The sequence below is a fragment of the Acinetobacter puyangensis genome (assembly GCF_900096995.1).
GTDB lineage: Bacteria > Pseudomonadota > Gammaproteobacteria > Pseudomonadales > Moraxellaceae > Acinetobacter > Acinetobacter puyangensis.
Genome location: NZ_OANT01000010.1, coordinates 72931 through 94993 on the forward strand (window position 1 = coordinate 72931; position 22063 = coordinate 94993).

Genomic DNA, 22063 nt, shown 5'->3' on the forward strand with positions numbered 1-22063 from the left:
AATGAAGCAAAAGCAAACTTTTATTTTTGCTATGTTATATTTATAGCCAGCTTCTTTTTATTTATTTTCCCATCATGCCGTCTAAAAAATTCCATAGCTTATTTCTGATCTTTTATTCAATTTTGCTACTCAACACGGCATCGATAACACATGCGAATCCACAGCAGGTTGAGATTCAGCAACAAATCCCTCTGGCAGGTGCCAAACAAAATCAGCAATTCGCCCTGACCAAGCCCATCAATCAACAACAGTATTTAATTCAGGTATTTAAACCTAAAGTACCTGCCCCCAAAGCTGGCTATCCTGTTGTTTATTTACTCGATGGTAATGCTGCATTTCCCTATGCTTCGGTGATAGCGCAGTCGATAGAATTTGGCTATCAACGTAACAAGAAAGTCCCGCCTGTAGTGGTGGCCATTGGTTATCCGATTGATGGAACAATTGATGTCAAGTCCCGAACCTTTGACTATACACCACCATTTAAGGGTATATTACAACAACATCCTGACCGTCCTGCATCGCCTTATCCACAAGGCGGCGCAGAACAATTTTATCAATTTATCCAGCAACAATTAAAACCTGTCATTGCGCAGCATTATCAAATCAATCATGAACAGCAAACCTTGTTTGGTCATTCTTATGGGGGATTATTTACCCTCTATACGTTTTTAAACCATCCTGAATCTTTTCAAAATTATGTTGCTGCCAGCCCTGCAATCTGGTGGAATGATTTTGCCATCAAGACACAGGCAGAAAAGTTTACAAACCAATTCAAACAGAAACACATCAACAAGACTTTATGGTTATCCGTGGGTGAACTGGAACTTGAAAAACGGGTTCAAACCACAGATCGGCACACTGCATCAGATATTGTACAACTGGCCGATAAACTTAAAAACATAAAGGGATTAGACGTTAAAACCTTTGAGATTGCTCAGGTCACGCATTTTGAAGCCATGTTTCCAGCCATTAATCTGGCATTTAAACTGGCTGAGTCCGGCTTCACACCGTCTGATTAACGGACCCAGCGCACGATATAATCTTCAATATCGTCTTCATGGATTTGTGTTTCGGAAATACAGCGTTTTGCTGCCGATTTTTTGGCTTTAATCACACTTTGTTGATCACCGGAAATCAGATAATGCCAGCGTGGTAAATCTTTGCCTTCATAGACTCTGCGATAGGCACAAGTTGAGGGTAACCATTTAATCTGTTTGAGCAATGCTGGTGTCAGTTGAATACAATCCGGCACATGCTGTTTACGATGCACATAATCACTGCATGCAGCGGTTTGACAATCTAATAATTTACACGCCACCTTGGTATAAGCGACTTCCTCAGTTTCGGCATCTTCAAGTTTCACCAGACAACATAAACCACAACCATCACACAAGGCTTCCCATTCAGCATGATTGAGTTCATCAATGCTAAATTTTTGCCAAAATTGCGGGCGTAGATCATTTCTCATAGCTGGCAAATCATTTGTTAAAATTATCATGATTGTAACATTTTTTGGCTGTGAATTTTATCTCCTCAACACAACAATGCCCGACCACAAAGCATTGTAGCCAGATTGATACAATCACAAGATAAAATTAAACTGAACAAATAACACACATAACATTCTTAAATCACATAGATTCTTTACATTCATTTTAAAAATTTTCAGTATTATCAAATGATAAACAGGGTCTGCTGACACTTCGTCTATGTTTGCGACAGCGGCCGTTTTTTAGGCAATACAAGGCAGGAATAGTGAAATTTAGTGATTCTAAATGAACTATTCATAACGCAGTAGTGTCAAAAAACGACCCTGTCCCGAAGGGTTGTGGCTAAAATTCCCCCATACATCGTTATGAAACTTGTTAATGGAACCACCATTACCTGCGTTTCATGCCTAGTCTGAAGAAATTTTAGCCGACAACGCAATCCATTTATGAAATGTCAACAGACCCATATATTAAGGGAGAGAGATTATGTTTCGTTGGGCGATTATCTTTGCAGTCATTGCACTGATTGCAAGCTTTTTAGGTTTTGGTGGTGTAGCGGGATTATCCAAAGATTTTGCAGTGATTTTCCTCGTGGTGGCTGTGGTATTATTTATCATTGGCTTTATTTCCCGCGGTAAAGTTTAGCCATTTGCCAACATTTTTAAACATAAAAGGTAATCGAAAGATTGCCTTTTTTATATGTTATTCGTTATAACTAAATGTAATAAATCTAAAGCAATACATTAGGGAAAAGTAATGGTTAATCAAGCAACAACCACACCTGAAATTATCATCCGTGAAATCTCCTACACAGATTCAAAAGGTCAAAGCCTGATCGGGTATCTGGCCTATCCTGAGGGTAAAAATAAGCTGCCGGCTGTATTGGTCTTTCCAGAATGGTGGGGCCGCAATGACTATATTGAAAAGCGCGCCCGTGAGCTTGCTGAACATGGTTATGCAGCATTTGCCATTGATATGTATGGCGATAAAAAAGTAGCTGAAGATGCCAAAACAGCCAATGCTTATATGAGTGCAACGTTTGATGAACCGGATACCATTGTCGATCGTGCGACGGCTGCCTTAAACACTTTGAGCGCGCAACCCGAAGTCAATGCTGCAAAAATTGCCGCCATTGGATTTTGTTATGGCGGTAAAGTTGCACTGGATCTGGCACGTTCTGGAGCGAATATTCAGGCAGTTGCCACATTTCATGCCAATTTAAGTACGCAGACACCTGCACAGAAAGGACACTTCAACGCTGAAGTGCTGGTTTCACATGGCCACGATGACAGTATGGTAAGCCTTGATGATGTGGAGCAATTTAAACAGGAGCTGGATCATGCTGAGGTAAACTATCGCGTTGATATCTATCCGAATGCAAAACACGGCTTTAGTAATCCCGCAGCAGATGAAAATGCACGTAAGAATGGGGTTGATCTTGGTTATAATCCATTGGCAGAATCACAATCTTTTGATGCCACCTATGCCTTACTGGATCGTGTTTTAAAATAAATACCCCCTAATATTGCATGAAATATCGTACTGGGCAATGCAGCTATTTCAGTAATTATACAACTTTGCATTAGCTTACAATTTAAGCCTGAAAGTCATTGCCCTTTTTGCCTTTGTTTTTTATATCTATTCATAATTCAATAAAATAGCGACATGAGGCATATTATGACGCACGCTAAGGAAGATTCTATAAACTGCCCATTTTGTCAGGTTGACGAAGCAGATATTCTTTATCAGAATGATTTTGGTTTAGTCATTTATGATGATAATCCAGTGTCTAAAGGACATAGTTTGGTAATCCCACGTCGTCATATTTCTTCTTTTTTTGAAGTGAGTGACAAAGAACGTAAAAGTCTAGTCACCCTGCTTGAATTAGCACGTAATCAATTAAAACTGCTCTATCAGCCCGATGGTTTCCATGTCGGTTTTAGCGATGGACACGTTGCCAATCAGCGTATTGATCACTTGCACATTTATATTATTCCACGTTACTCCAATCAATTAGTACACTTAGATCAACGTTGGGGTGTGATTAGCGAATCCCCCCATTAAGAAAGAAGCACCTACCTCCCCACCAAAGACTTGTTGAATACTTTAGCCGTCATAAGCAAGATGTATTTGACAAGTCGCAATTCAAAAAAATATGATCAATAGCCCCATTCTACTCAGATGAATATATAAACTTGCCTTGGCAGTTGCTGGAAAAAAATCATATTAATGGCGTTGAAAATTTCTGGAATCAGGCTAAGCGGATTCTTCGAAAATATAACGGTATTGACCGAAATGTCTTTCCATTGTTTATTAAAGAATGTGAGTTTAGATTTAACTATGGAAGTCCAAAAGAGCAACTTACGATTTTGCTAATTTGGACAGCAATTTAACCTTATCTACTACAGCCCCCATTTTAAGAGATTGCATTAAGTCTAAATTGTTTAGAAACAAACCGATTAATAAAAATTTTTCATATATAAATATTGTTTTATTTTAATAATTTATTATTATTTTTACATAAAATTACATTTTAAAGTGTACATTTCTTCCTTCTCAAACGTCTTAGTATATAGAAACAGAATGTTTTTTAAAACTTACAGCTCAAAACCCACTATTCGGTTGCTTTAAAAATTCGATTTCTTCCGGTGTGGAAACTCGCCCTAGAATTTCGTTACGATGTGGATAACGACTAAAGCGTTCGATAATGACTTTATGCTTTTTTTCAAAATCCAGACTGGATTCATCACCCAGATGCTGGAATAATTTAAGTGCAAACTCATGAATATATAATGATTCACTGTGCATAAAGGGCATATATAAAAATTTTCGTTGCAGTGGGTTAAGCTGTTGATCAAGCCTTAAGGAAATCGTTTCCTGCGCCAACGCAAGTGCCATTGCATCATAGGCAAAAGATGCGGCCTGACCACGAAAAAGATTACGGGAAAACTGATCCAGCACAATAATTTCTGCCAGTCGTCCTTCAACATCATTTCGCCATGACCATAACTCACCCAACGTCGCGCGTTTATGGGTTTCGGTAAATTGTGTGCGGATCAGTTGATCAAAATCATCTGATTTTACAAACCATAAAGACTGTTGTTCTTGATCAAACCAGAAATCCAGTACATCTTGTGCATTCATTATTTTTTCTGCCCTATTTCGCATTATTTGTATAAAATCACAAATCCGCAGTGTTTAATAGCATCAGTTTGTGTTAAAAACTTGTCTGCATTTATGCATAACGATTCAATAGCTTGTTATCATAAGCATCTATTTGCTGTTTATGTTTATACAGTATCAAATTTGATAAGAGTGACTATATGAGTGAGCCTTTAAACGCTTCCACATTACAATTGCCAACATGGCTCCAACCTTCATTACTGCAAGGCATGTTACGTGGGATCGAGCGTGAGAGTTTGCGAATGCAGGCCAATGGTTTTTTATCCCAGCAACCGCATCCTGATGGCTTAGGTGCAGCACTAACCCACCCTTATATCACGACCGATTATTCGGAAGCTTTATTAGAGTTTATTACACCGCCCAAGCGCAGCATTCCGGAAGCATTAGATTTTTTACAGGATTTACATGCATTCACTTACCGCCAATTGCCGGAAGGTGAAAGTTTATGGTCCCTGTCCATGCCCTGTATGCTAGATCGTGAAGAAGACAATATTCCGCTTGCACAATATGGCAGTTCCAATATTGGCAAATTCAAAACCTTATATCGTCATGGCTTGGCGATTCGCTATGGTCGCCGGATGCAAACCATTTCCGGAGTGCATTATAATGTGTCGTTTCCAGACCCACTATTTAAGCAACTACAACAACAAGAAAATGATGGCGCATTAAAACAGCTCAGTTTGCAAGATTATCGCAGTCATCGTTATTTTGGTTTGATTCGTAATTTTATTCGTAATATTCCCATGGTGATGTATCTGCTAGGTGCCAGTCCAACCGTCTGTCGCTGCTTTGTCACTGGTCGTGAGCACAATCTACAGCCATTAATTGCAGGCACTTTATATTTACCTGAAGCAACGGCTTTACGAATGGGGCGTCTGGGTTATCAAAACTCTGCGCAACGTGCGCTCGGTATTCATTACAACGATCTACCCGGCTATTTGCAAGGCATGCATAATGCGATTCATACGCCTTATCCCGCATTTCAAGCATTAGGACTGGACGATGTCCGTGGTAATCCGATTCAGATCAATGATCATATTTTGCAGATCGAAAATGAATATTACAGTTTGATCCGTCCAAAACAGCCACCTCAGGGCGATGAAACGCCATCACAGGCATTAGAAGCGCGCGGCGTCGCCTATGTCGAATTACGTGCTGTCGACGTTAACCCCTATAGTCCGATCGGGATTAGTTCGGACAGTGCCGCATTTTTAGAAGTATTGGCGCTATATTGTTTGATGAGTGATAGTCCGGACATCTCCGAACAGGAGCAGGATATCATTGATCAAAATCAGGCGAATATTGTTAATACAGGTCGTAGTCGTGATTTAAGTATTGACACACCACAGGGTCAAGTGAATTTCCACGACTGGATTGTTCAACATTTAAATCAGATGCAAAGTTTTGCCAAGTTGCTGGACCAAGCGCATGATACACATTTATATACAACGGCAATTGAATTGATGCAACAACGCTGTAATGATGTTGATCAAACCCTTTCCGCACAAATGCTAAAACAGACCACAACATTCGGTGGTACTTGGAATTTTGGTGCTCATCTGGCAGAACAATATAAATCATTTTATGCCAATCATGATCTTGATCAGGTGACCTTGCAACAACTTGAACAAGCGGTACAAGATTCCCGCCAACAACAACAGTTATTGGAATCTCAACCTCAACCCAGTTTTTATGAATATTTAAGACCCTATCGTAATTTGCCCCATCATCTTGGGGCGGAGAAAAAACAATGCAGCTAAGCTATCGTGTGGTTAATGCCTTACTGCTCATAGGTAGTATTGTCGGCATATCTTTTGCTCTTTATTTGGAGCATGTACAAGGTCTCAATCCTTGTCCGCTCTGTATTTTCCAGCGTGTCGGCCTTATTGCCATGGGCTTGATTGCGTTAATCGCCCTGCTGCATAATCCTAGAAAATCATGGCTAAAACGTGGTTATGCACTCTTTTCCAGCTTGGCCATTGGCTGGTCGGCTGGTGTAGCTGCACGGCATGTTTGGTTACAACATTTGCCAAAAGATCAGGTGCCTTCTTGTGGTCCCGGACTGAATTATCTGGTAGAAGCTTTACCCTTTAAACAGGTCTTGCAGCAAGTGCTTACCGGTTCTGGTGAATGTGCTGAAATTGACTGGTCATTTCTAGGCCAGTCCTTGCCATTTTGGTCGTTACTGTTCTTTGCCGCTTTACTATTGATCAATCTATGGCAACTGTTTAGAAAATATAAATAACTGTATTATCAGGTGCAAACCTATTTTTTTGCGCCTGATGCTATTACAACAGAAAAAGAAACCAAAGAGCACAAGAATATGAACGATGAAACGCTAGTCAAAGAAATCGCTGCCCAGCTTCGCAATCCGCAAGGATCAAAAGGCATTGAAATGGCAGAAATGATGAATCAGACCAATATTGCCATGACCTTACACAGTATTGCCTGCCTAGATCTTAAACAGCATCAAAGTATTTTAGAGTTGGGACATGGTAACTGTGGCCATCTGGCACATTTACTGGCTCAGCAGGACGAGTTGCACTATACCGGGCTAGAAATTTCCGCTTTAATGCAGCAAGAAGCCATCCGTTTAAACCAATCCTTTATTACACAGCAACACGCTGAATTTCTACTTTATGATGGTTTAAAGCTGAACTTTTCCGCACAACAGTTTGACCGTATTTTTAGCGTCAATACCCTGTATTTCTGGCAACAACCTGTCGCACTTTTAAATGAATTATATCGGGTGTTAAAACCACATGGTTTGCTCAACCTGACCTTTGCACAAAAAGACTTTATGCAACAATTGCCATTTACCCAATACGACTTTGAACTCTATGATCTAGAAAAGTTAGAGCATCTGGTTGGTCAAACCGCTTTTCAGATTAAGACCTATTCAACACAACAGGATGTGGTAAAAAGTAAAATGGGTGATCTGGTTAAACGTGAGTTTATTACGGTTACTCTCAAAAAATAAAGTTTCGAGGTACATATAATGCCTGACAGCAATGTTTAACTTTAGGATTCTGCTTTAAAAATCTTACGCTGATAAGGAATTCCTTCTAAATCATACACCTGATAAATACAATCAAATAAGATACGGATTTCTTCACTTTCATCAAGATTGCGTATAGTCAAAAAAATCGGACTCACCGCAGTCGAATCGAGAATCGGGATATAGTGTAAATGCGGAAAACGTATGGTATCGGCACTACGTGGAATCACACAAATCCCCTCGCCTGCCGCCACCAGCCCCAAGGCCAGCTGAATTTCCCGCACAGTTTTGGTATTTCTGGGTTCAAGTCCAGATTCAGAAAAAATCGACAGCACTTGCGTCGAAAAATTCGGCTGAGGTGTATTGGGATATAAAAACATATCCTCATCGACAATATCGGTCAGATGAACGCCTTCGGTTCGTTTGGCAATGGGATGACGGGAATGTGCTGCCACCATTAATGCTTCCTCACGTAACATAAAACGGCGCACGGCAGGATCACTAATTCTTAAACGCCCAAAACCAACATCAATTTTTCCTTCTTTCAATGCCTGAATTTGTTCAGTGGTGTTCATTTCTACCAGTTGTACCTGCAAATGCGGTTGCAATTGCCGATATAAAAATACAATGCGTGGCAATAAACCATAAAGTAAAGAACCCACAAAACCCATGGTAATCACCCGATCCAGTGAGCCAATACGTTTGGTCATGGATTTTATTTCTTCCGCATTCGACAAAAGTTTGACGGCATGCTGATAAAAAAATTGTCCTGCGGGAGTGGTCTGCAATGGTCGGCTACCACGTTCAAATAATTGTATTCCAAGCTCATTTTCCAGATTTTGAATCTGTCGGCTAAGCGGTGGCTGAGCAATAAAAAGCTTTTCCGCCGCCTTGGTAAAGCTTTGTTCTTCCACTACCGCCACAAAATATCTGAGGTGTCTTAATTCCATGACACATCTCCATACCTTTAAAGTATAAAAAAATATAAATTCAGTCTTAGACACAGTTTAATCATTCTTTTAAGGTATATACAAGATAAAAGTGATCCATAGCGATAAAAGCACGACAACGTCGCAAGCTGATAGGACAGCAGCAAGCCAACAGTGTATTTCGGATGTATATGGATGATTAACCCTACACTGAGGAACCAGACCACATCTCACAGGATATCGGTCTGGTGACTTCCCCATTTGGAAAGTCGGAGAACGGACATGCCACGTATTCCTGTAATTAATACCAGCCATCTTGACCGTATTGATGAGTTACTGGTAGATAATATCGAAACCGGTGAATTTAAACTGCATCGCTCAGTCTTTACTGATCAAGCCTTGTTTGATCTTGAGATGAAATATATTTTTGAAGGCAATTGGGTCTATCTGGCTCATGAAAGCCAGATCCCGAATAACAACGATTATTACACCACCTATATTGGTCGCCAGCCAATCATCATTGCCCGTAATCGTAATGGCGAACTCAATGCCATGATCAATGCCTGCTCCCATCGTGGTGCACAACTATGCCGTTACAAACGTGGCAATAAAGCCACTTATACCTGCCCATTCCACGGCTGGACATTTAACAACTCAGGAAAATTGCTTAAAGTTAAAGACCCGACCGATGCAGGTTATTCTGACTGCTTTAACAAGGATGGTTCGCACGATCTCAAAAAAGTGGCACGTTTTGAGAACTACAAGGGTTTTCTGTTCGGTAGTCTAAATCCTGATGTTCCACCACTGGAACAGTTCCTGGGCCAAGCCGGCAAAATCATTGATATGATTGTTGATCAATCCGAAGATGGTCTGGAAGTATTACGTGGTGCTTCTACCTATACCTATGAAGGTAACTGGAAACTGACTGCTGAAAACGGTGCCGACGGTTACCACGTTTCTGCTGTTCACTGGAACTATGCTGCAACCACACAACAACGCAAGGAAAAACAGGCACAGGATAATATCCGTGCCATGAGTGCAGGTGGCTGGGGCAAACAGGGCGGTGGCTGCTATGGTTTTGAACATGGTCACATGCTGCTCTGGACACAATGGGCAAATCCGGAAGACCGTCCAAACTATGCCCGTTATGAGGAATATACCGAGAAATTCGGTGAAGCCACGGCCAAGTGGATTGTAGAACGTTCCCGTAATTTATGCCTATACCCCAATGTTTACATCATGGATCAATTTGGCTCACAAATTCGTGTCCTGCGTCCGTTAAGTGTCAATAGAACTGAAGTCACGATTTACTGTATCGCACCAAAAGGCGAAGCACCAGACGCACGTACCCGTCGTATCCGCCAGTATGAGGATTTCTTTAATGCCTCTGGTATGGCAACACCAGATGATCTGGAGGAATTTCGTGCCTGTCAGGCAGGCTATGCCGGAATTGAACTGGAATGGAACGATATGTGCCGTGGCTCAAAACACTGGGTCTATGGTCCTGATGATGCAGCCAATGAAATTGGTTTAAAACCGATGCTCAGCGGAATTAAAACCGAAGATGAGGGCTTATACCTTGCCCAGCATCAATACTGGTTAAGCTCAATGAAACATGCCATTGCTGCCGAAAAAGAACTTGCAGAACATCAAGGTCTGGGAGAAATTGCATGAATGCTGCGACTACACTCAATAATATCAGTCTAGAGCAAGTGGCTCAGTTTTTATATCGTGAAGCACGTTATCTGGATGATGAGCAATGGGAAGACTGGCTGCAATGCTATGCACTCGAGGCTTCTTTCTGGATGCCAGCATGGGATGATGATGATCGCCTGACCGAAGATCCACAAGCAGAAATTTCCCTGATTTATTATCCAGATCGTCAGGGTCTGGAAGATCGCGTGTTCCGAATCAAGACTGAACGCTCATCCGCCACCATGCCCGATACACGTACCAGTCACAACATTGCCAATATCGAAATTGTAGAACGTGATGGCGACAAGGTGACGGTACGTTTTAACTGGAATACGCTGAGCTTTCGCTACAAAACCAATTACAGCTATTTTGGCATGTCACGTTATGTGATCGATTTCTCGGACCAACAACCCAAAATTCTAAGTAAATATGTCGTACTGAAAAATGATTATATCAATCAGGTGATTGATATTTATCACCTCTAGGCACGACACCTGACCAAACGGACTGTTGGTCAGGCTTGATTCATGAAAAATTTCAGTAACAGGATGACTGCCATGTCAAATCATAATGTCGCTCTTCAATTTGAAGATGGCGTAACCCGATTTATCAGCGTCGCGCAGGGCGAAACCTTATCTGATGCCGCTTACCGCCAAAAAATCAATATTCCTCTGGACTGCCGTGATGGGGCATGTGGAACTTGTCGTGCCTTCTGCGAGTCCGGTCATTATGATATGCCGGAAGACAGCTATATTGAAGATGCGCTTACACCGGAGGAAGCCGAACAGGGCTATATCCTTGCCTGTCAGTGCCGTCCTACATCGGATGCAATATTTCAGATTCAGGCCTCTTCTGATGTCTGCAAGACCGAAATCCATCATTATCAAGGCACATTACATCGTGTAGAAAACCTATCTAATTCCACGATTACTTTTGATATTCAACTGGATGAGGATCAGCCTGATATTCATTTTCTGGCAGGTCAGTATGTCAATGTCGGTATTCCTGGCAACTCGGAAACCCGTTCCTACTCTTTTAGCTCCAAACCGGGTAATCGCCTCACAGGCTTTGTGGTGCGTAACGTGCCCAATGGGCAGATGAGCGAGTTTCTGAGCCAGCACGCCAAAACTGGCGATAAGATGAGCTTTACCGGACCATTCGGCAGTTTCTATTTGCGTAGTGTAAACCGTCCGGTATTAATGCTGGCAGGCGGTACAGGCATCGCCCCATTTCTGTCGATGTTACAGACCCTTGCCGAAAAAGACTGCCAATATCCTGTGAGGTTGGTCTTTGGTGTCACCAATGATTTCGATCTGGTGGCAATCGAAAAATTAAACGCATTGCAAGAGCAATTTTCATGGTTTGAATACCGCACTGTCGTGGCTCACCCGGATAGTCAGCATGCCCGCAAAGGTTATGTCACAGGTCATATCGAAAATGAGTGGCTAAATGGCGGTGATGTTGATATCTATCTGTGTGGCCCTGTACCAATGGTGGAAGCTGTACGTGGCTGGCTGGACAGTGAAGGTATTCAGCCTGTCAGCTTTCTGTTTGAAAAGTTCTCTGCCAACTAAATGCTTACAGCCAAGAGGTTTAAGATGAACCATCGTTTTAAGGATAAAGTCGTCATCATTACAGGGGCAGCACAAGGCATTGGTCGTGGTGTAGCCCTGCAAATTGCTGAGGAAGGCGGACAAGTGGTACTGGTCGATCATTCGGTTCTGGTCGATGAAGTATTGGCTGAAATCCAGTCCCGAAAAGGGCAAGGTATTTGTGTACATGCCGATCTGGAAAGCTATACCGGTGCACAGACTATGGTCGCTCAGGCGATTGAACGTTTTGGTCGGATTGATGTACTGATCAACAATGTCGGTGGTGCCATCTGGATGAAGCCTTTTCAGGAATTTTCCGAACAGGAGATCATCAAGGAAGTGAACCGTTCGCTATTTCCAACACTATGGGGTTGTCGTGCCGTATTGCCCGAGATGCTTAAACAGCAACAAGGTGTTATCGTCAATGTTTCGTCAATTGCCACCTGCGGAATCAATCGCATTCCCTATTCTGCCGCAAAAGGTGGTGTCAATGCTCTGACCGCTTCTCTGGCCTTTGAACATGCCCAACATGGGATCCGTGTCAATGCCATTGCAACTGGCGGCACCGATGCACCGCCTCGCAAAATTCCACGTAATTCTGCACCACTGAGTGCAGACGAACACATGTGGATGCAACAGGTTGTGGATCAGACCAAAGCTCGCAGCTTGATGGGACGTTATGGCTCTATTGAAGAACAGGTCAATGCAATCCTGTTTCTTGCTTGTGATGAATCTTCCTATATTACAGGCAGTGTGATCCCTGTAGGCGGTGGCGATCAGGGTTAACCCTGTTTTTAGACATATCCTGACAGGATCATCATGCAAGGAGGCAATATGACAACCCTGTTACAAACCCTAAAACAAGACTGGTCACTTTCGGCCACTGTTGCAGGATTTCTGGCGGTACTAATTTCCTATTCAGGTCCATTGATTATTTTTTTTCAGGCTGCACAACAAGCCAATGTATCTCACGCCATGATGATCTCATGGATTTGGGGTATTTCTATCGGTGCAGCCATTACCGGCATTTATCTATCTATTCGTTATAAAACCCCCGTCATTACTGCATGGTCTGCCCCTGGTACCGCATTACTGGTTACACTATTTCCCAATATCAGCCTGAATGAAGTAGTGGCTGCCTATATTACCTCGGCGATTGTCATCTTTATGGTCGGTATTACAGGCTATTTTGATAAATTATTAAAATGGATTCCGCAGGGTATCGCTGCCGGAATGATGGCAGGAATTTTGTTTCAGTTCGGACTAGGATTATTTCTTGCCACAGATAGCATGCCATTGATTGTGTTTAGTATGCTGCTGTGCTATCTATTGGCAAAACGCTTTTCACCTCGCTATACCATGGTGTGGGTGCTGCTATGTGGTGTATCGCTGAGCCTGATATTCGGCAAAATGAATCCCGTTGATATGAGTTTTAGTCTTGCCATTCCACAGTTTATTCAACCGGAATGGACATGGCACTCAACCTTTAACCTTGCTATCCCCTTGATTTTAGTCAGCCTGACCGGGCAATTTTTACCGGGTATGGCGATCTTAAAACTCAGCGGCTATGACACCCCTGCCAAACCGATCATCATGGCATGTAGTATTGCCTCGTTGGTCTTTGCCTGTGTTGGTGCAATTAGCATTGTACTGGCGTCCATTACCGCAGCCTTGTGTACCGGCAAAGATGCACACGAGTTAAAAGACAAACGTTATATCGCCGGTATTGCCAATGGTATTTTTTATATTCTGGGTGGATTATTTGCCGGCAGTATTGTGATGTTATTCAGTTTGTTACCCAAGGAACTGGTTGCTGCACTGGCAGGATTGGCCTTACTGGGTGCAATTGCCAGTAATGTCACCATCGCCATGAAAGAGGAAAATCAACGCGATGCTGCCCTGATGACCTTTTTAGCGACGGTTTCAAGCATGCACTTTCTTGGATTAAGCTCTGTATTCTGGGGTATTTGTATCGGTTTAATCGCCCATTTTTTACTTGCAAAACGTCATCATTTAAACAGCCCTGTTGTTCAGTCCTCATCTCGTCCGTGATGAGGAAGATTTGTTAATATACAATTAAAAATATAACGTGAAATTATAGGAGTTTTCTGATTAAAATTTTTAGATAAAAAGAGTTAATGTATCATTAAAGTTGGAATTTAAAATAATCAGATATTTTCAATAAAAATTAAATATCCTCATTTATAATTATGCCACAAATTTAAATATCATAAAATTAAAAGTAATGCGCTCATTAAGATTTACTCGTTTTATTTAACAACTTAATTTAAATTGCTTTATTTTATTTAAATTACTAATATCTTAGCGCACTAAACTGATCAATTAAAACATAATATTCAAAATTCGCCTACAACGTTCTGGATCCGCATGAATTATCAATATTTATTACTTTTAAAATCAAAATTTTGAAATCTGATGAATACTTTAAAAGTATAAATTTATATTTATATAGTTTTGGACTTTTTTTACACAAATCCATACCTTATATAACACAAGATAAAAATACTTCACAACAGGAGGTGAAGGATGGATTCACAGAAAGTGAATGTCAATGATATTGTTGATCAGGCAAAGTTTACACCTTTTCATTGGCAGGTTTTAATCTGGTGTTTATTGATTATTATTTTTGATGGCTATGATCTGGTGATTTATGGTGTTGCATTGCCATTATTGATGCAGGAATGGTCATTAACTTCGGTACAAGCAGGATTACTCGCCAGTGCCGCATTATTCGGAATGATGTTTGGTGCCATGACCTTTGGTACCCTGTCAGATAAATTAGGTCGTAAAAAGACCATCATGATTTGTGTCGCCTTATTTAGCGGATTTACTTTTATCGGTTCATTTGCCACAGGTCCGGTCGAATTTGCTATTTTACGTTTCCTTGCAGGTTTGGGGATTGGTGGTGTAATGCCTAATGTGGTCGCCCTCACCACAGAATATGCACCGAAAAGAATGCGGAGTACGCTGGTTGCTATCATGTTTAGTGGTTATGCCATTGGCGGTATGTTATCTGCCCTGCTTGGTGCTTGGCTGGTCGCAGATCATGGCTGGAAAATTATGTTTCAGATGGCCGGCATTCCTTTACTTGCTTTACCACTCATCTGGAAAATGCTACCTGAATCGCTGATGTTTCTGGTCAAGGAAAAACGTGATAATGAAGCACGCAATATTGTACAGAAAATTGCACCTGAACAAGTGGTCACACCAACCACAGCACTGGTTTTCAATGAGTCAACGCAAGAAGATGTGGTGCCGCTCCGTGCGCTGTTCCAGCAAGGCAGAACATTCAGCACATTGATGTTCTGGGTTGCGTTCTTTATGTGCTTATTAATGGTTTATGCACTGGGAAGCTGGTTGCCAAAACTAATGATTCAGGCTGGCTACTCACTAGGTGCAAGTATGATCTTCCTGTTTGCCCTGAATATTGGCGGTATGGTCGGTGCGATTGGTGGTGGTGTATTGGCAGATAAATTCCATTTAAAACCAGTATTGACCACGATGTTTGTGATTGGTGCGATTGCCCTGATTCTGCTCGGATTTAACAGTCCCCAGTTTGTACTTTATACCCTGATTGCCGTTGCTGGTGCTGCGACTATTGGTTCACAGATTCTGCTTTATACCTTTGTGGCGCAGTTCTATCCAACTACAGTGCGTTCCACAGGTATGGGATGGGCATCAGGTATTGGCCGTATTGGTGCGATTGTTGGCCCGGTATTGACTGGTGCATTATTGACCCTAAATCTGCCGCATCAAATGAATTTTTTGGCAATCGCCATTCCGGGGATTATCGCAGCCTTTGCAGTATTTCTGGTCAATCTGAATGCCGCAGTAGATGCCAAAAAGAATTTGTCTGCATCATACAAGCCCTCGAAATCCTCCGTATCAAATTAAACATTTTAGACAACTAAAAACATCTATATCGACGTGCCCATAGGAATGGGCATCGCACTCACAGCAAATGGAACTATCGCTATGTATATTATCACTATGTATAGAATTCTATCTCAATTTAAAGCTCAACATCTAATGATCGCCATGCTTACAGCAAGCACCACAACATTAAGCCACGCAGAAAATAGTCAGAATGAATTAGCTGAATTGCGTCAACAGATCATGGATTTGCGTCATGAACTTCAGCAAATCAAAAATCAAACCTATCAACCTGTTACAGCTGTACAAACTGTGCCTGCACTTCCCATCACCACTGCTGTTTCGGAAAAAAAATCTTTAATCAGTAATCATGGTGCAGAAGTCAGCCTCTATGGTTATATCCGTGCGGATGCCAGTTATCAGGCCAAAGGTGCAGCTACGATGTACAATAATATCAGTGCTGTACCACTGGAAAATACAACCGAAGCTGCCAAGCAAAGTGATCAACTCCGTGCAACCGCCAGTGCAACACGAATTGGAGTCAACTTTAAAACCCCAACTGCCTTTGGTGACATCGGCGGTAAATTTGAAACCGATTTTTTTGGCAGTGCAACACGGGATCAATTCCGTATCCGCCACGCCTATTTAACCTATGGGAACTGGCTGGTTGGCCAAACCTGGTCAAACTTTATCGCACCGGAATATTTACCAGAAACTGTTGATGCTGCAACTTACGTGGGTGGTTCTTTGCAACGTACACCAATCATTCGTTACAGTGACAAAATCACTGATCAAACCAGCTTTGTGGTCAGTATTGAAGACCCGAAATATACCGCAGCAACTGATCCTGATCATGAAATGCGTTTGCCGGCCTTCGTTGGGCGAGTCAATCATAAATTTGACAATGGTTCTATTCTCTCTGGTCGAAGCTTCGTTGCAGAAAAGAAAACCAGCAATGATCACGAGTGGGCATGGGGCATAGGTTTGGGAGGTAAATATCAGATAACACCTGATACCATGCTCAAAGCAGATTACTACCATGTCAAAGGAGATGGAAGATTTCTATTCTGGACCAACAGCGGTTATGTGATTGATGGTCAACAGCAAATGCACAGCAATGAGTTTGATACGATTTCACTCGGTTTAACCCATCAATTGAATCCGAAACTCCGCTCGACATTGGGTTATGGCTATATGAGGACCAAGGATGATAATACCTTTGCATCTTTAAAATATAATGATGCGACACAAAACAAGGCACTTTGGCAGGGTTGGGCAAATGCAATCTACAATCCATACAAGCCGATCAGTCTTGGTATCGAATATGTCTATGGCGAACGTGAAACCTTTGATGGGCGCACGGGAACTGACAACCGTATCAATATGATGGCGATTTACGATTTCTAAAATAAATACTTCATCATTTCCTGATTAAATCGTCGGGAAATGATGTTTGATTGTATCCTCATCTACTCTATCAAATCATCACACTTTGCATTTTTTAAATAATACTTTTACATTCATCTTTTTCAGCACAGATAAAACATTTACATCTACATTTTTTTTCAGCTATGCTGCAAATAGACAATTGGGAGAAATATCATGCGTACTCTCTTCAACATACTACTATTGAGCAGCAGTATCACACTGGTTGGATGTGCAACCACACCGAAACAACCATTAACATTCAATCAACTTGGACAATATCAGGAAATTCCATTAAATGCTTCAAGCTATCGTGTCAGTTTTAAAGCAGGTGGCAATTTATCGTATGGCAATGCCGAAGAAATTACATTATTAAAATCTGCACAAATTACCGTACAACAAGGTTCTGATTTTTTTAAAGTCATTGATGATCCAAGCAATCGCTTAACACGACAACCGCCGCGTCAGGCTGTTGTTTATCCGGATCGAGGATATTCTCCATTCTACGGTCCATATGGACGTTTCTATCGCCCCTACTGGAATGATCCTTTTTTTGATACACCTTATGTCGTCAATGTTGACCCGGTTGAAGTATCCTATACCATTCAGATGTTTAAAAAAGAACAAGCACCAGCAGATGCCTTTGATGCAAGACGTATTCTGCAATCGTTGGGTGCAAAATATGGCTTAACCGCAGATGGTACAGTGATCGTACCACAAAACAAAAATACCCCTTAAATATTGATAGATTAGCGGCTTATGAGTACAGCAACAGAGATACCCAATCTGAATAGATCCAAACGTTTGGCCACTATAGCACTGATTATCGCAGTGCTGTGCTGGATTGCCTTGATGATTGCCGTCAAAGTCCTGCCGGAATATGCATGGCTGATTCATATTCTGATGCTTTCGGCAGAAGCAGGCGTGGTGGGTGGACTGGCAGACTGGTATGCCATTACCGTATTATTCCGTAACCCATTTGGCAAGTTGCCCTTACCCAGATTACTACGTGATCATACCGAGATTATTCCCCGTAACAAGGCACGTATTGCCGAATCGATGGGACGTTTTGTTCAGGAAAACTTTTTATCACCGACCATTGTGCGAAATAGCCTGGCAAAAACCGATATCAGTTTATCGGTAGGAAACTGGTTGAGTGATGCACAAAATAGTCAAAAAATCGTGGAATTTGTACAGTATGGGGTACCCAAGATTTTTGAATTTGTGGGTGAGCAGCAAATCAGTAAATTTATCCAAGACAATAGCGTGCAATGGGTTAAAAATACCAACATTAACCGCATCAGCAGTGAAATGTTACGTGCAGTACTGGATAATGACTTCCATCAGGATGTGTTACAACGTGGGCTGGATATGGCACATCAATGGGTCAAAACCCATCCCGAACAAACTTATCAGATCACTCAACGTTTATTCGATGAACTCGGTGTCGGCAAACTTGCCAAAGGCGCAACCTTTATCGGCATTGATGTCCAACAACGCACCATTAACTCCTTTATTAACAAAGTTGAACAGATCCTTGCCAATCCTGAACATCCCTATCGGCAAAGTATCGAGCAGGCTGCAAGAAACTTAATGCAGGAATTGGCCAATGATGAAAGTGAAACCAGCCTACGTCTGAACACCAGTAAAAATGCCTTATTGGACAGCCCGCAATTACTGAATTTTATCGGCAGTTCGATTGCAATTTTATGTGAAGCGATCACACACGACCTGCAACAACCCCATTCCGGTATTGCAACAAATTTACATGCCATGATCATTCAACTGGGGCGTAATATCGAAAAAAATACCGCAGTGCGTGAAATTTTTAACGAACGCATCAGCAGTATCGCCACACAATTGAGTGCCGACTATAGCGACAAAATCATTACTTTCATCAGCGAGCGAATCCATGAATGGGATTCCACCGAGATGATTGATAAAATTGAAAGTGAAGTCGGTGGTGATTTGCATATGATCCGCGTCAATGGTGTAGTGGTCGGTGCATTTATCGGTTTAGTACTGGGGATTATTCGCGCCCTGTTCGAAAATTTCATTTAATTTTTATTCTGGAATCCATATGTTTGCAATTGACAGTAAATTTCCTCAGGCGGAAACCACCATTTTCACCATCATGAGTGAACTTGCCGAACAATTGCAGGCCTTAAATCTTTCGCAGGGATTCCCCGACTTTGCTCCACCTCAAGCCCTACTTGATGCCTTTAAACATGTACCCGAGCATTTGCATCAATATGCAGCAGGTAATGGCATTTTGCCACTCCGACAAAAAATCAGTGAACAATACTTACGCTTACACCAAATCAGTTTTGATCCCATAAATGAAGTAACCATCAGCGCCGGGGCAACCATTGCCATTTACTGTATTATTCAGGCATTTATCCATAGCGGTGATGAAGTGATCATCTTTGATCCCAGCTATGACAGCTATGCGCCTTCGGTACAACTTGCCGGTGGAAAATCCATTCATCTGCCGCTTCAGGCACCGGACTTTCGGGTTGATTGGCAACAATTTAAAGACGCGCTAAGCGATAAAACCCGTATGGTGATTGTCAATACACCACACAATCCCACTGGACAGGTGTGGTCAAAACAGGACTGGCTCACCCTGATTGAATTGATTCGGGATAAAAGTATTCTGGTGTTATCGGATGAAGTCTATGAACATTTGATTTTTGATGGCCTAACTCATTATTCTGTCATGGATTTTCCCGAACTTCAGGATCGGGCTTTTGCGGTCGGTTCATTTGGTAAGAGTTTTCATGTCACGGGCTGGCGCACAGGTTATTGTGTGGCCAAAGCGCCACTGATGCGTGAAATGCGACAAGTCTATCAATTTGCCAATTTCTGTGGCGTACATCCCTGCCAAATCGCCCTGAGTGAATTTATGACACAGCATCCCGAGCATTTAAGCCAGCTCAGTCAGTTTTATCAGAACAAACGCGATTATTTTTTACAGGGCTTACAAAATTCGCGCTTTAAAAGTGTGGCAAGTTCGGGGACTTATTTTCAATTGGTTGATTATTCCGAAATCCGTGATGATTTAAATGATAGCGAGATGTGTCAATGGCTTGCCCGAACACATAAAATCGTCGGTATTCCCATTTCTGTGTTCTATCAACAACCGCCCAAAACACTGCGTTATGTACGGTTTTGTTTTGCCAAGAAAGAACAAACACTGGCACAAGCCATCGATATTTTATCACGATGTTAATGGGGGCTATCGATAGCACAGTGTTATGACAAATTGAATATTAAAGATCTGATTATTTACCAAAGCATACAATGCACCACTGCTTAATTCTGTACAATATCCAGCATTTAAGATCATCTTCAAAATACTATGGCAACACAGGGACAGTTACTCAAAGAACGAAAATTATGGAAAGTCTTTTTGATTTTTCTGCTTCCGTTGATCGCCACCAATATTTTACAAAATCTATCCGGCACCATTAATACCATCTTCGTCGGTCAAATGATGGGGGTCGATGCCATTGCGGCAGTTGCGGTATTTTTTCCGATTTTATTCTGTTTACTGGCCTTTGTGATCGGCTTGTCAGCGGGCAGTACCATTTTAATCGGACAGGCTTGGGGTGCAAAAAACTATGAAAAGTTACATTGCATTGTCGGTTCAACCATTTTTATGACACTCATTGGCGGCATATTCATTGCTGCTTTGGGCGTTTACTTTGCCAAACCGATCCTTGAGCTTTTAGGCACAGATGCAAAAGTCATGCATTTGTCATTGCCCTACGTACAATGGATGTTGGCCGGCAGTCCCCTACTTTTTGTGTATATTATCTATACTTCAATTTTACGGGGTGTTGGAGATAGTATTACACCGTTAATCGCCCTTGCTTTGACCAGTGTCATTGGCCTGATTGTTACACCAATCCTGATTCAGGGCATGTTTGGTTTTCCCAAAATGGGCATCATTGCCCCTGCGATTGCCACCTATGTCGGTTATGCCAGCGTGCTGATCTTTCTGTTTTTCGATTTAAAACGCAAGAACCATCCGCTTAAAGTGGATGCGGCATTGTTAAGCAAAATCCGTCATCAACCACAGATGAGTAAACTGATTCTTAAACTGGGCATTCCCACCGGTATTCAAATGGTCACTACCTCTCTTGCAGGGCTAGTCATTATCGGTATGGTCAATCGTTTTGGCGCAGATGCCACTGCGGCCTATGGTGCAGTTAATCAGGTCCTCAACTATGTACAGTTCCCGGCTTTATCCATCGGTATCGCTGCCTCGATTTTTGCAGCACAAGCCATTGGTGCCAACAAAATCGAACTGGTGAGAAAAGTGACCCGCACAGCATTAATGATGAATTTAATCCTGACCGGCATTTTAATTACACTTGCCTACTTGGGTTCAAAATACCTGATGGCATTATTCATTACCGACCCCGAAGTGGTGGCATTAGGACAGCAACTGCTATTTATCGTACTGTGGTCTATCCTGTTCTTTGGTGCAAGTGCCATATTTGCGTCCATCATGCGTGCCAGTGGTACGGTCATTGCGCCCATGCTGATCAATATCTTTGCCATTCTGGCGATTGAAATCCCATTAGCCTATTGGTTTAGTCATCTCTGGGGACTCAAAGGCATCTGGATTGGATATGCCGTTGCATTTCTAAGTTTATTTGTGCTTCAAGGTCTGTATTATCAGTTCATCTGGCGAAAAAAATCCATTCAACGCCTAATTTAGGCCCTTCCAAGTTTTGCTTTAAACTATGTTTTCTTTAAAAAGTAATCAGGCTGTGCGTTGATGAATTGTTAATGCACAATTACGCAACTTGATTCTCTTTTAAACATTCGATATAAGGTACAGGTCAC

At 41.9% G+C, this 22063-nt stretch carries 21 protein-coding genes and 1 pseudogene; 19 read left to right on the forward strand and 3 right to left on the reverse strand.

Features of this window, described 5'->3' with window-relative positions:
• Positions 1–74 precede the first annotated feature (74 nt).
• Positions 75–1019: an alpha/beta hydrolase gene (locus CRO21_RS14695; RefSeq protein ID WP_097080067.1), complete on the forward strand. Its 945-nt coding sequence runs from the start codon at positions 75–77 to the stop codon at positions 1017–1019.
• Here CRO21_RS14695 and CRO21_RS14700 read toward each other — a convergent pair.
• Positions 1016–1468, reverse strand: coding sequence for a YcgN family cysteine cluster protein (locus CRO21_RS14700; protein WP_097080097.1), 453 nt, complete (start codon positions 1466–1468; stop codon positions 1016–1018). The genes CRO21_RS14695 and CRO21_RS14700 overlap by 4 nt on opposite strands.
• Positions 1469–1976: 508 nt before the next feature.
• Here CRO21_RS14700 and CRO21_RS14705 point away from each other — a divergent pair.
• The 4 genes and pseudogenes from CRO21_RS14705 to CRO21_RS14720 form a co-directional block, all read left to right on the forward strand.
• Positions 1977–2135, forward strand: a complete 159-nt coding sequence (locus tag CRO21_RS14705; protein WP_087621123.1) for a DUF1328 domain-containing protein — start codon at positions 1977–1979, stop codon at positions 2133–2135.
• 111 nt (positions 2136–2246) lie between these two features.
• Positions 2247–3002 carry a dienelactone hydrolase family protein gene (locus CRO21_RS14710; protein WP_097080068.1) on the forward strand — a complete coding sequence of 252 codons (756 nt, stop codon included), beginning with the start codon at positions 2247–2249 and terminating at the stop codon, positions 3000–3002.
• 165 nt (positions 3003–3167) lie between these two features.
• On the forward strand, positions 3168–3554 hold the full coding sequence (locus CRO21_RS14715) for an HIT family protein (RefSeq protein ID WP_097080069.1): 387 nt from the start codon (positions 3168–3170) through the stop codon (positions 3552–3554).
• Between the two features lie 152 nt (positions 3555–3706).
• A pseudogene (locus tag CRO21_RS14720) lies at positions 3707–3883 on the forward strand (IS1595 family transposase); the annotation flags it as partial.
• 211 nt (positions 3884–4094) lie between these two features.
• Here the strand turns inward: CRO21_RS14720 and CRO21_RS14725 are convergent.
• Entirely contained in the window at positions 4095–4634 is a 540-nt protein-coding gene (locus CRO21_RS14725; protein ID WP_097080070.1) for a DUF924 family protein, read from the reverse strand.
• 179 nt (positions 4635–4813) lie between these two features.
• Here CRO21_RS14725 and gshA point away from each other — a divergent pair, with 179 nt between their 5' ends.
• The 3 genes from gshA to CRO21_RS14740 all read left to right on the forward strand — a co-directional run bounded on the left by gshA (position 4814) and on the right by CRO21_RS14740 (position 7653).
• A complete protein-coding gene (gshA, locus tag CRO21_RS14730; protein ID WP_097080071.1) occupies positions 4814–6433 on the forward strand; it encodes a glutamate--cysteine ligase in 1620 nt (539 codons plus the stop codon).
• A complete protein-coding gene (locus CRO21_RS14735) occupies positions 6424–6918 on the forward strand; it encodes a disulfide bond formation protein B (RefSeq protein WP_097080072.1) in 495 nt (164 codons plus the stop codon). The genes gshA and CRO21_RS14735 overlap by 10 nt, the downstream gene beginning before the upstream one ends.
• A gap of 78 nt (positions 6919–6996) precedes the next feature.
• Positions 6997–7653 (forward strand): class I SAM-dependent methyltransferase, encoded by a 657-nt coding sequence (locus CRO21_RS14740; RefSeq protein ID WP_097080098.1) that lies wholly within the window; start codon positions 6997–6999, stop codon positions 7651–7653.
• A gap of 41 nt (positions 7654–7694) precedes the next feature.
• Here CRO21_RS14740 and CRO21_RS14745 read toward each other — a convergent pair whose 3' ends face one another.
• Entirely contained in the window at positions 7695–8621 is a 927-nt protein-coding gene (locus tag CRO21_RS14745; protein WP_097080073.1) for a LysR family transcriptional regulator, read from the reverse strand.
• Between the two features lie 261 nt (positions 8622–8882).
• Between CRO21_RS14745 and benA the strand changes: the two genes are divergently transcribed.
• The 11 genes from benA (at position 8883) to CRO21_RS14800 (ending at position 21935) form a co-directional block, all read left to right on the forward strand.
• The gene (benA, locus tag CRO21_RS14750) at positions 8883–10274 is read left to right on the forward strand and encodes a benzoate 1,2-dioxygenase large subunit (RefSeq protein WP_097080074.1); all 1392 of its coding nucleotides are present in this window, start codon (positions 8883–8885) and stop codon (positions 10272–10274) included.
• Positions 10271–10780, forward strand: coding sequence for a benzoate 1,2-dioxygenase small subunit (gene benB, locus CRO21_RS14755; RefSeq protein ID WP_097080075.1), 510 nt, complete (start codon positions 10271–10273; stop codon positions 10778–10780). The genes benA and benB overlap by 4 nt, the downstream gene beginning before the upstream one ends.
• Positions 10781–10852: 72 nt before the next feature.
• Entirely contained in the window at positions 10853–11869 is a 1017-nt protein-coding gene (benC, locus tag CRO21_RS14760; RefSeq protein ID WP_097080076.1) for a benzoate 1,2-dioxygenase electron transfer component BenC, read from the forward strand.
• Positions 11870–11893: 24 nt separating this feature from the next.
• Positions 11894–12673 (forward strand): benzoate diol dehydrogenase BenD, encoded by a 780-nt coding sequence (gene benD / locus CRO21_RS14765; RefSeq protein ID WP_097080077.1) that lies wholly within the window; start codon positions 11894–11896, stop codon positions 12671–12673.
• 48 nt (positions 12674–12721) lie between these two features.
• Complete coding sequence (gene benE, locus CRO21_RS14770; protein ID WP_097080078.1) at positions 12722–13939, forward strand: benzoate/H(+) symporter BenE; 1218 nt, start codon at positions 12722–12724, stop codon at positions 13937–13939.
• Positions 13940–14434: 495 nt separating this feature from the next.
• Positions 14435–15802, forward strand: coding sequence for an MFS transporter (locus CRO21_RS14775; protein WP_097080079.1), 1368 nt, complete (start codon positions 14435–14437; stop codon positions 15800–15802).
• 96 nt (positions 15803–15898) lie between these two features.
• Positions 15899–17188: a DcaP family trimeric outer membrane transporter gene (locus tag CRO21_RS14780; protein WP_097080099.1), complete on the forward strand. Its 1290-nt coding sequence runs from the start codon at positions 15899–15901 to the stop codon at positions 17186–17188.
• Positions 17189–17383: 195 nt separating this feature from the next.
• Positions 17384–17944, forward strand: coding sequence for a CC0125/CC1285 family lipoprotein (locus CRO21_RS14785; RefSeq protein WP_097080080.1), 561 nt, complete (start codon positions 17384–17386; stop codon positions 17942–17944).
• Positions 17945–17965: 21 nt separating this feature from the next.
• Positions 17966–19267 carry a DUF445 domain-containing protein gene (locus tag CRO21_RS14790; RefSeq protein WP_097080081.1) on the forward strand — a complete coding sequence of 434 codons (1302 nt, stop codon included), beginning with the start codon at positions 17966–17968 and terminating at the stop codon, positions 19265–19267.
• 19 nt (positions 19268–19286) lie between these two features.
• A complete protein-coding gene (locus tag CRO21_RS14795; RefSeq protein WP_097080082.1) occupies positions 19287–20438 on the forward strand; it encodes a methionine aminotransferase in 1152 nt (383 codons plus the stop codon).
• Between the two features lie 129 nt (positions 20439–20567).
• Complete coding sequence (locus CRO21_RS14800; RefSeq protein WP_097080083.1) at positions 20568–21935, forward strand: MATE family efflux transporter; 1368 nt, start codon at positions 20568–20570, stop codon at positions 21933–21935.
• Positions 21936–22063 lie beyond the last annotated feature (128 nt).

Coding starts and splice junctions, on each gene's coding strand:
- CRO21_RS14695 (WP_097080067.1), top strand. CDS start 75: ATGCCGTCTAAAAAATTCCATAGCTTATTTCTGATCTTTTATTCAATT.
- CRO21_RS14700 (WP_097080097.1), bottom strand. CDS start 1,468: ATGAGAAATGATCTACGCCCGCAATTTTGGCAAAAATTTAGCATTGAT.
- CRO21_RS14705 (WP_087621123.1), top strand. CDS start 1,977: ATGTTTCGTTGGGCGATTATCTTTGCAGTCATTGCACTGATTGCAAGC.
- CRO21_RS14710 (WP_097080068.1), top strand. CDS start 2,247: ATGGTTAATCAAGCAACAACCACACCTGAAATTATCATCCGTGAAATC.
- CRO21_RS14715 (WP_097080069.1), top strand. CDS start 3,168: ATGACGCACGCTAAGGAAGATTCTATAAACTGCCCATTTTGTCAGGTT.
- CRO21_RS14725 (WP_097080070.1), bottom strand. CDS start 4,634: ATGAATGCACAAGATGTACTGGATTTCTGGTTTGATCAAGAACAACAG.
- gshA (WP_097080071.1), top strand. CDS start 4,814: ATGAGTGAGCCTTTAAACGCTTCCACATTACAATTGCCAACATGGCTC.
- CRO21_RS14735 (WP_097080072.1), top strand. CDS start 6,424: ATGCAGCTAAGCTATCGTGTGGTTAATGCCTTACTGCTCATAGGTAGT.
- CRO21_RS14740 (WP_097080098.1), top strand. CDS start 6,997: ATGAACGATGAAACGCTAGTCAAAGAAATCGCTGCCCAGCTTCGCAAT.
- CRO21_RS14745 (WP_097080073.1), bottom strand. CDS start 8,621: ATGGAATTAAGACACCTCAGATATTTTGTGGCGGTAGTGGAAGAACAA.
- benA (WP_097080074.1), top strand. CDS start 8,883: ATGCCACGTATTCCTGTAATTAATACCAGCCATCTTGACCGTATTGAT.
- benB (WP_097080075.1), top strand. CDS start 10,271: ATGAATGCTGCGACTACACTCAATAATATCAGTCTAGAGCAAGTGGCT.
- benC (WP_097080076.1), top strand. CDS start 10,853: ATGTCAAATCATAATGTCGCTCTTCAATTTGAAGATGGCGTAACCCGA.
- benD (WP_097080077.1), top strand. CDS start 11,894: ATGAACCATCGTTTTAAGGATAAAGTCGTCATCATTACAGGGGCAGCA.
- benE (WP_097080078.1), top strand. CDS start 12,722: ATGACAACCCTGTTACAAACCCTAAAACAAGACTGGTCACTTTCGGCC.
- CRO21_RS14775 (WP_097080079.1), top strand. CDS start 14,435: ATGGATTCACAGAAAGTGAATGTCAATGATATTGTTGATCAGGCAAAG.
- CRO21_RS14780 (WP_097080099.1), top strand. CDS start 15,899: ATGTATAGAATTCTATCTCAATTTAAAGCTCAACATCTAATGATCGCC.
- CRO21_RS14785 (WP_097080080.1), top strand. CDS start 17,384: ATGCGTACTCTCTTCAACATACTACTATTGAGCAGCAGTATCACACTG.
- CRO21_RS14790 (WP_097080081.1), top strand. CDS start 17,966: ATGAGTACAGCAACAGAGATACCCAATCTGAATAGATCCAAACGTTTG.
- CRO21_RS14795 (WP_097080082.1), top strand. CDS start 19,287: ATGTTTGCAATTGACAGTAAATTTCCTCAGGCGGAAACCACCATTTTC.
- CRO21_RS14800 (WP_097080083.1), top strand. CDS start 20,568: ATGGCAACACAGGGACAGTTACTCAAAGAACGAAAATTATGGAAAGTC.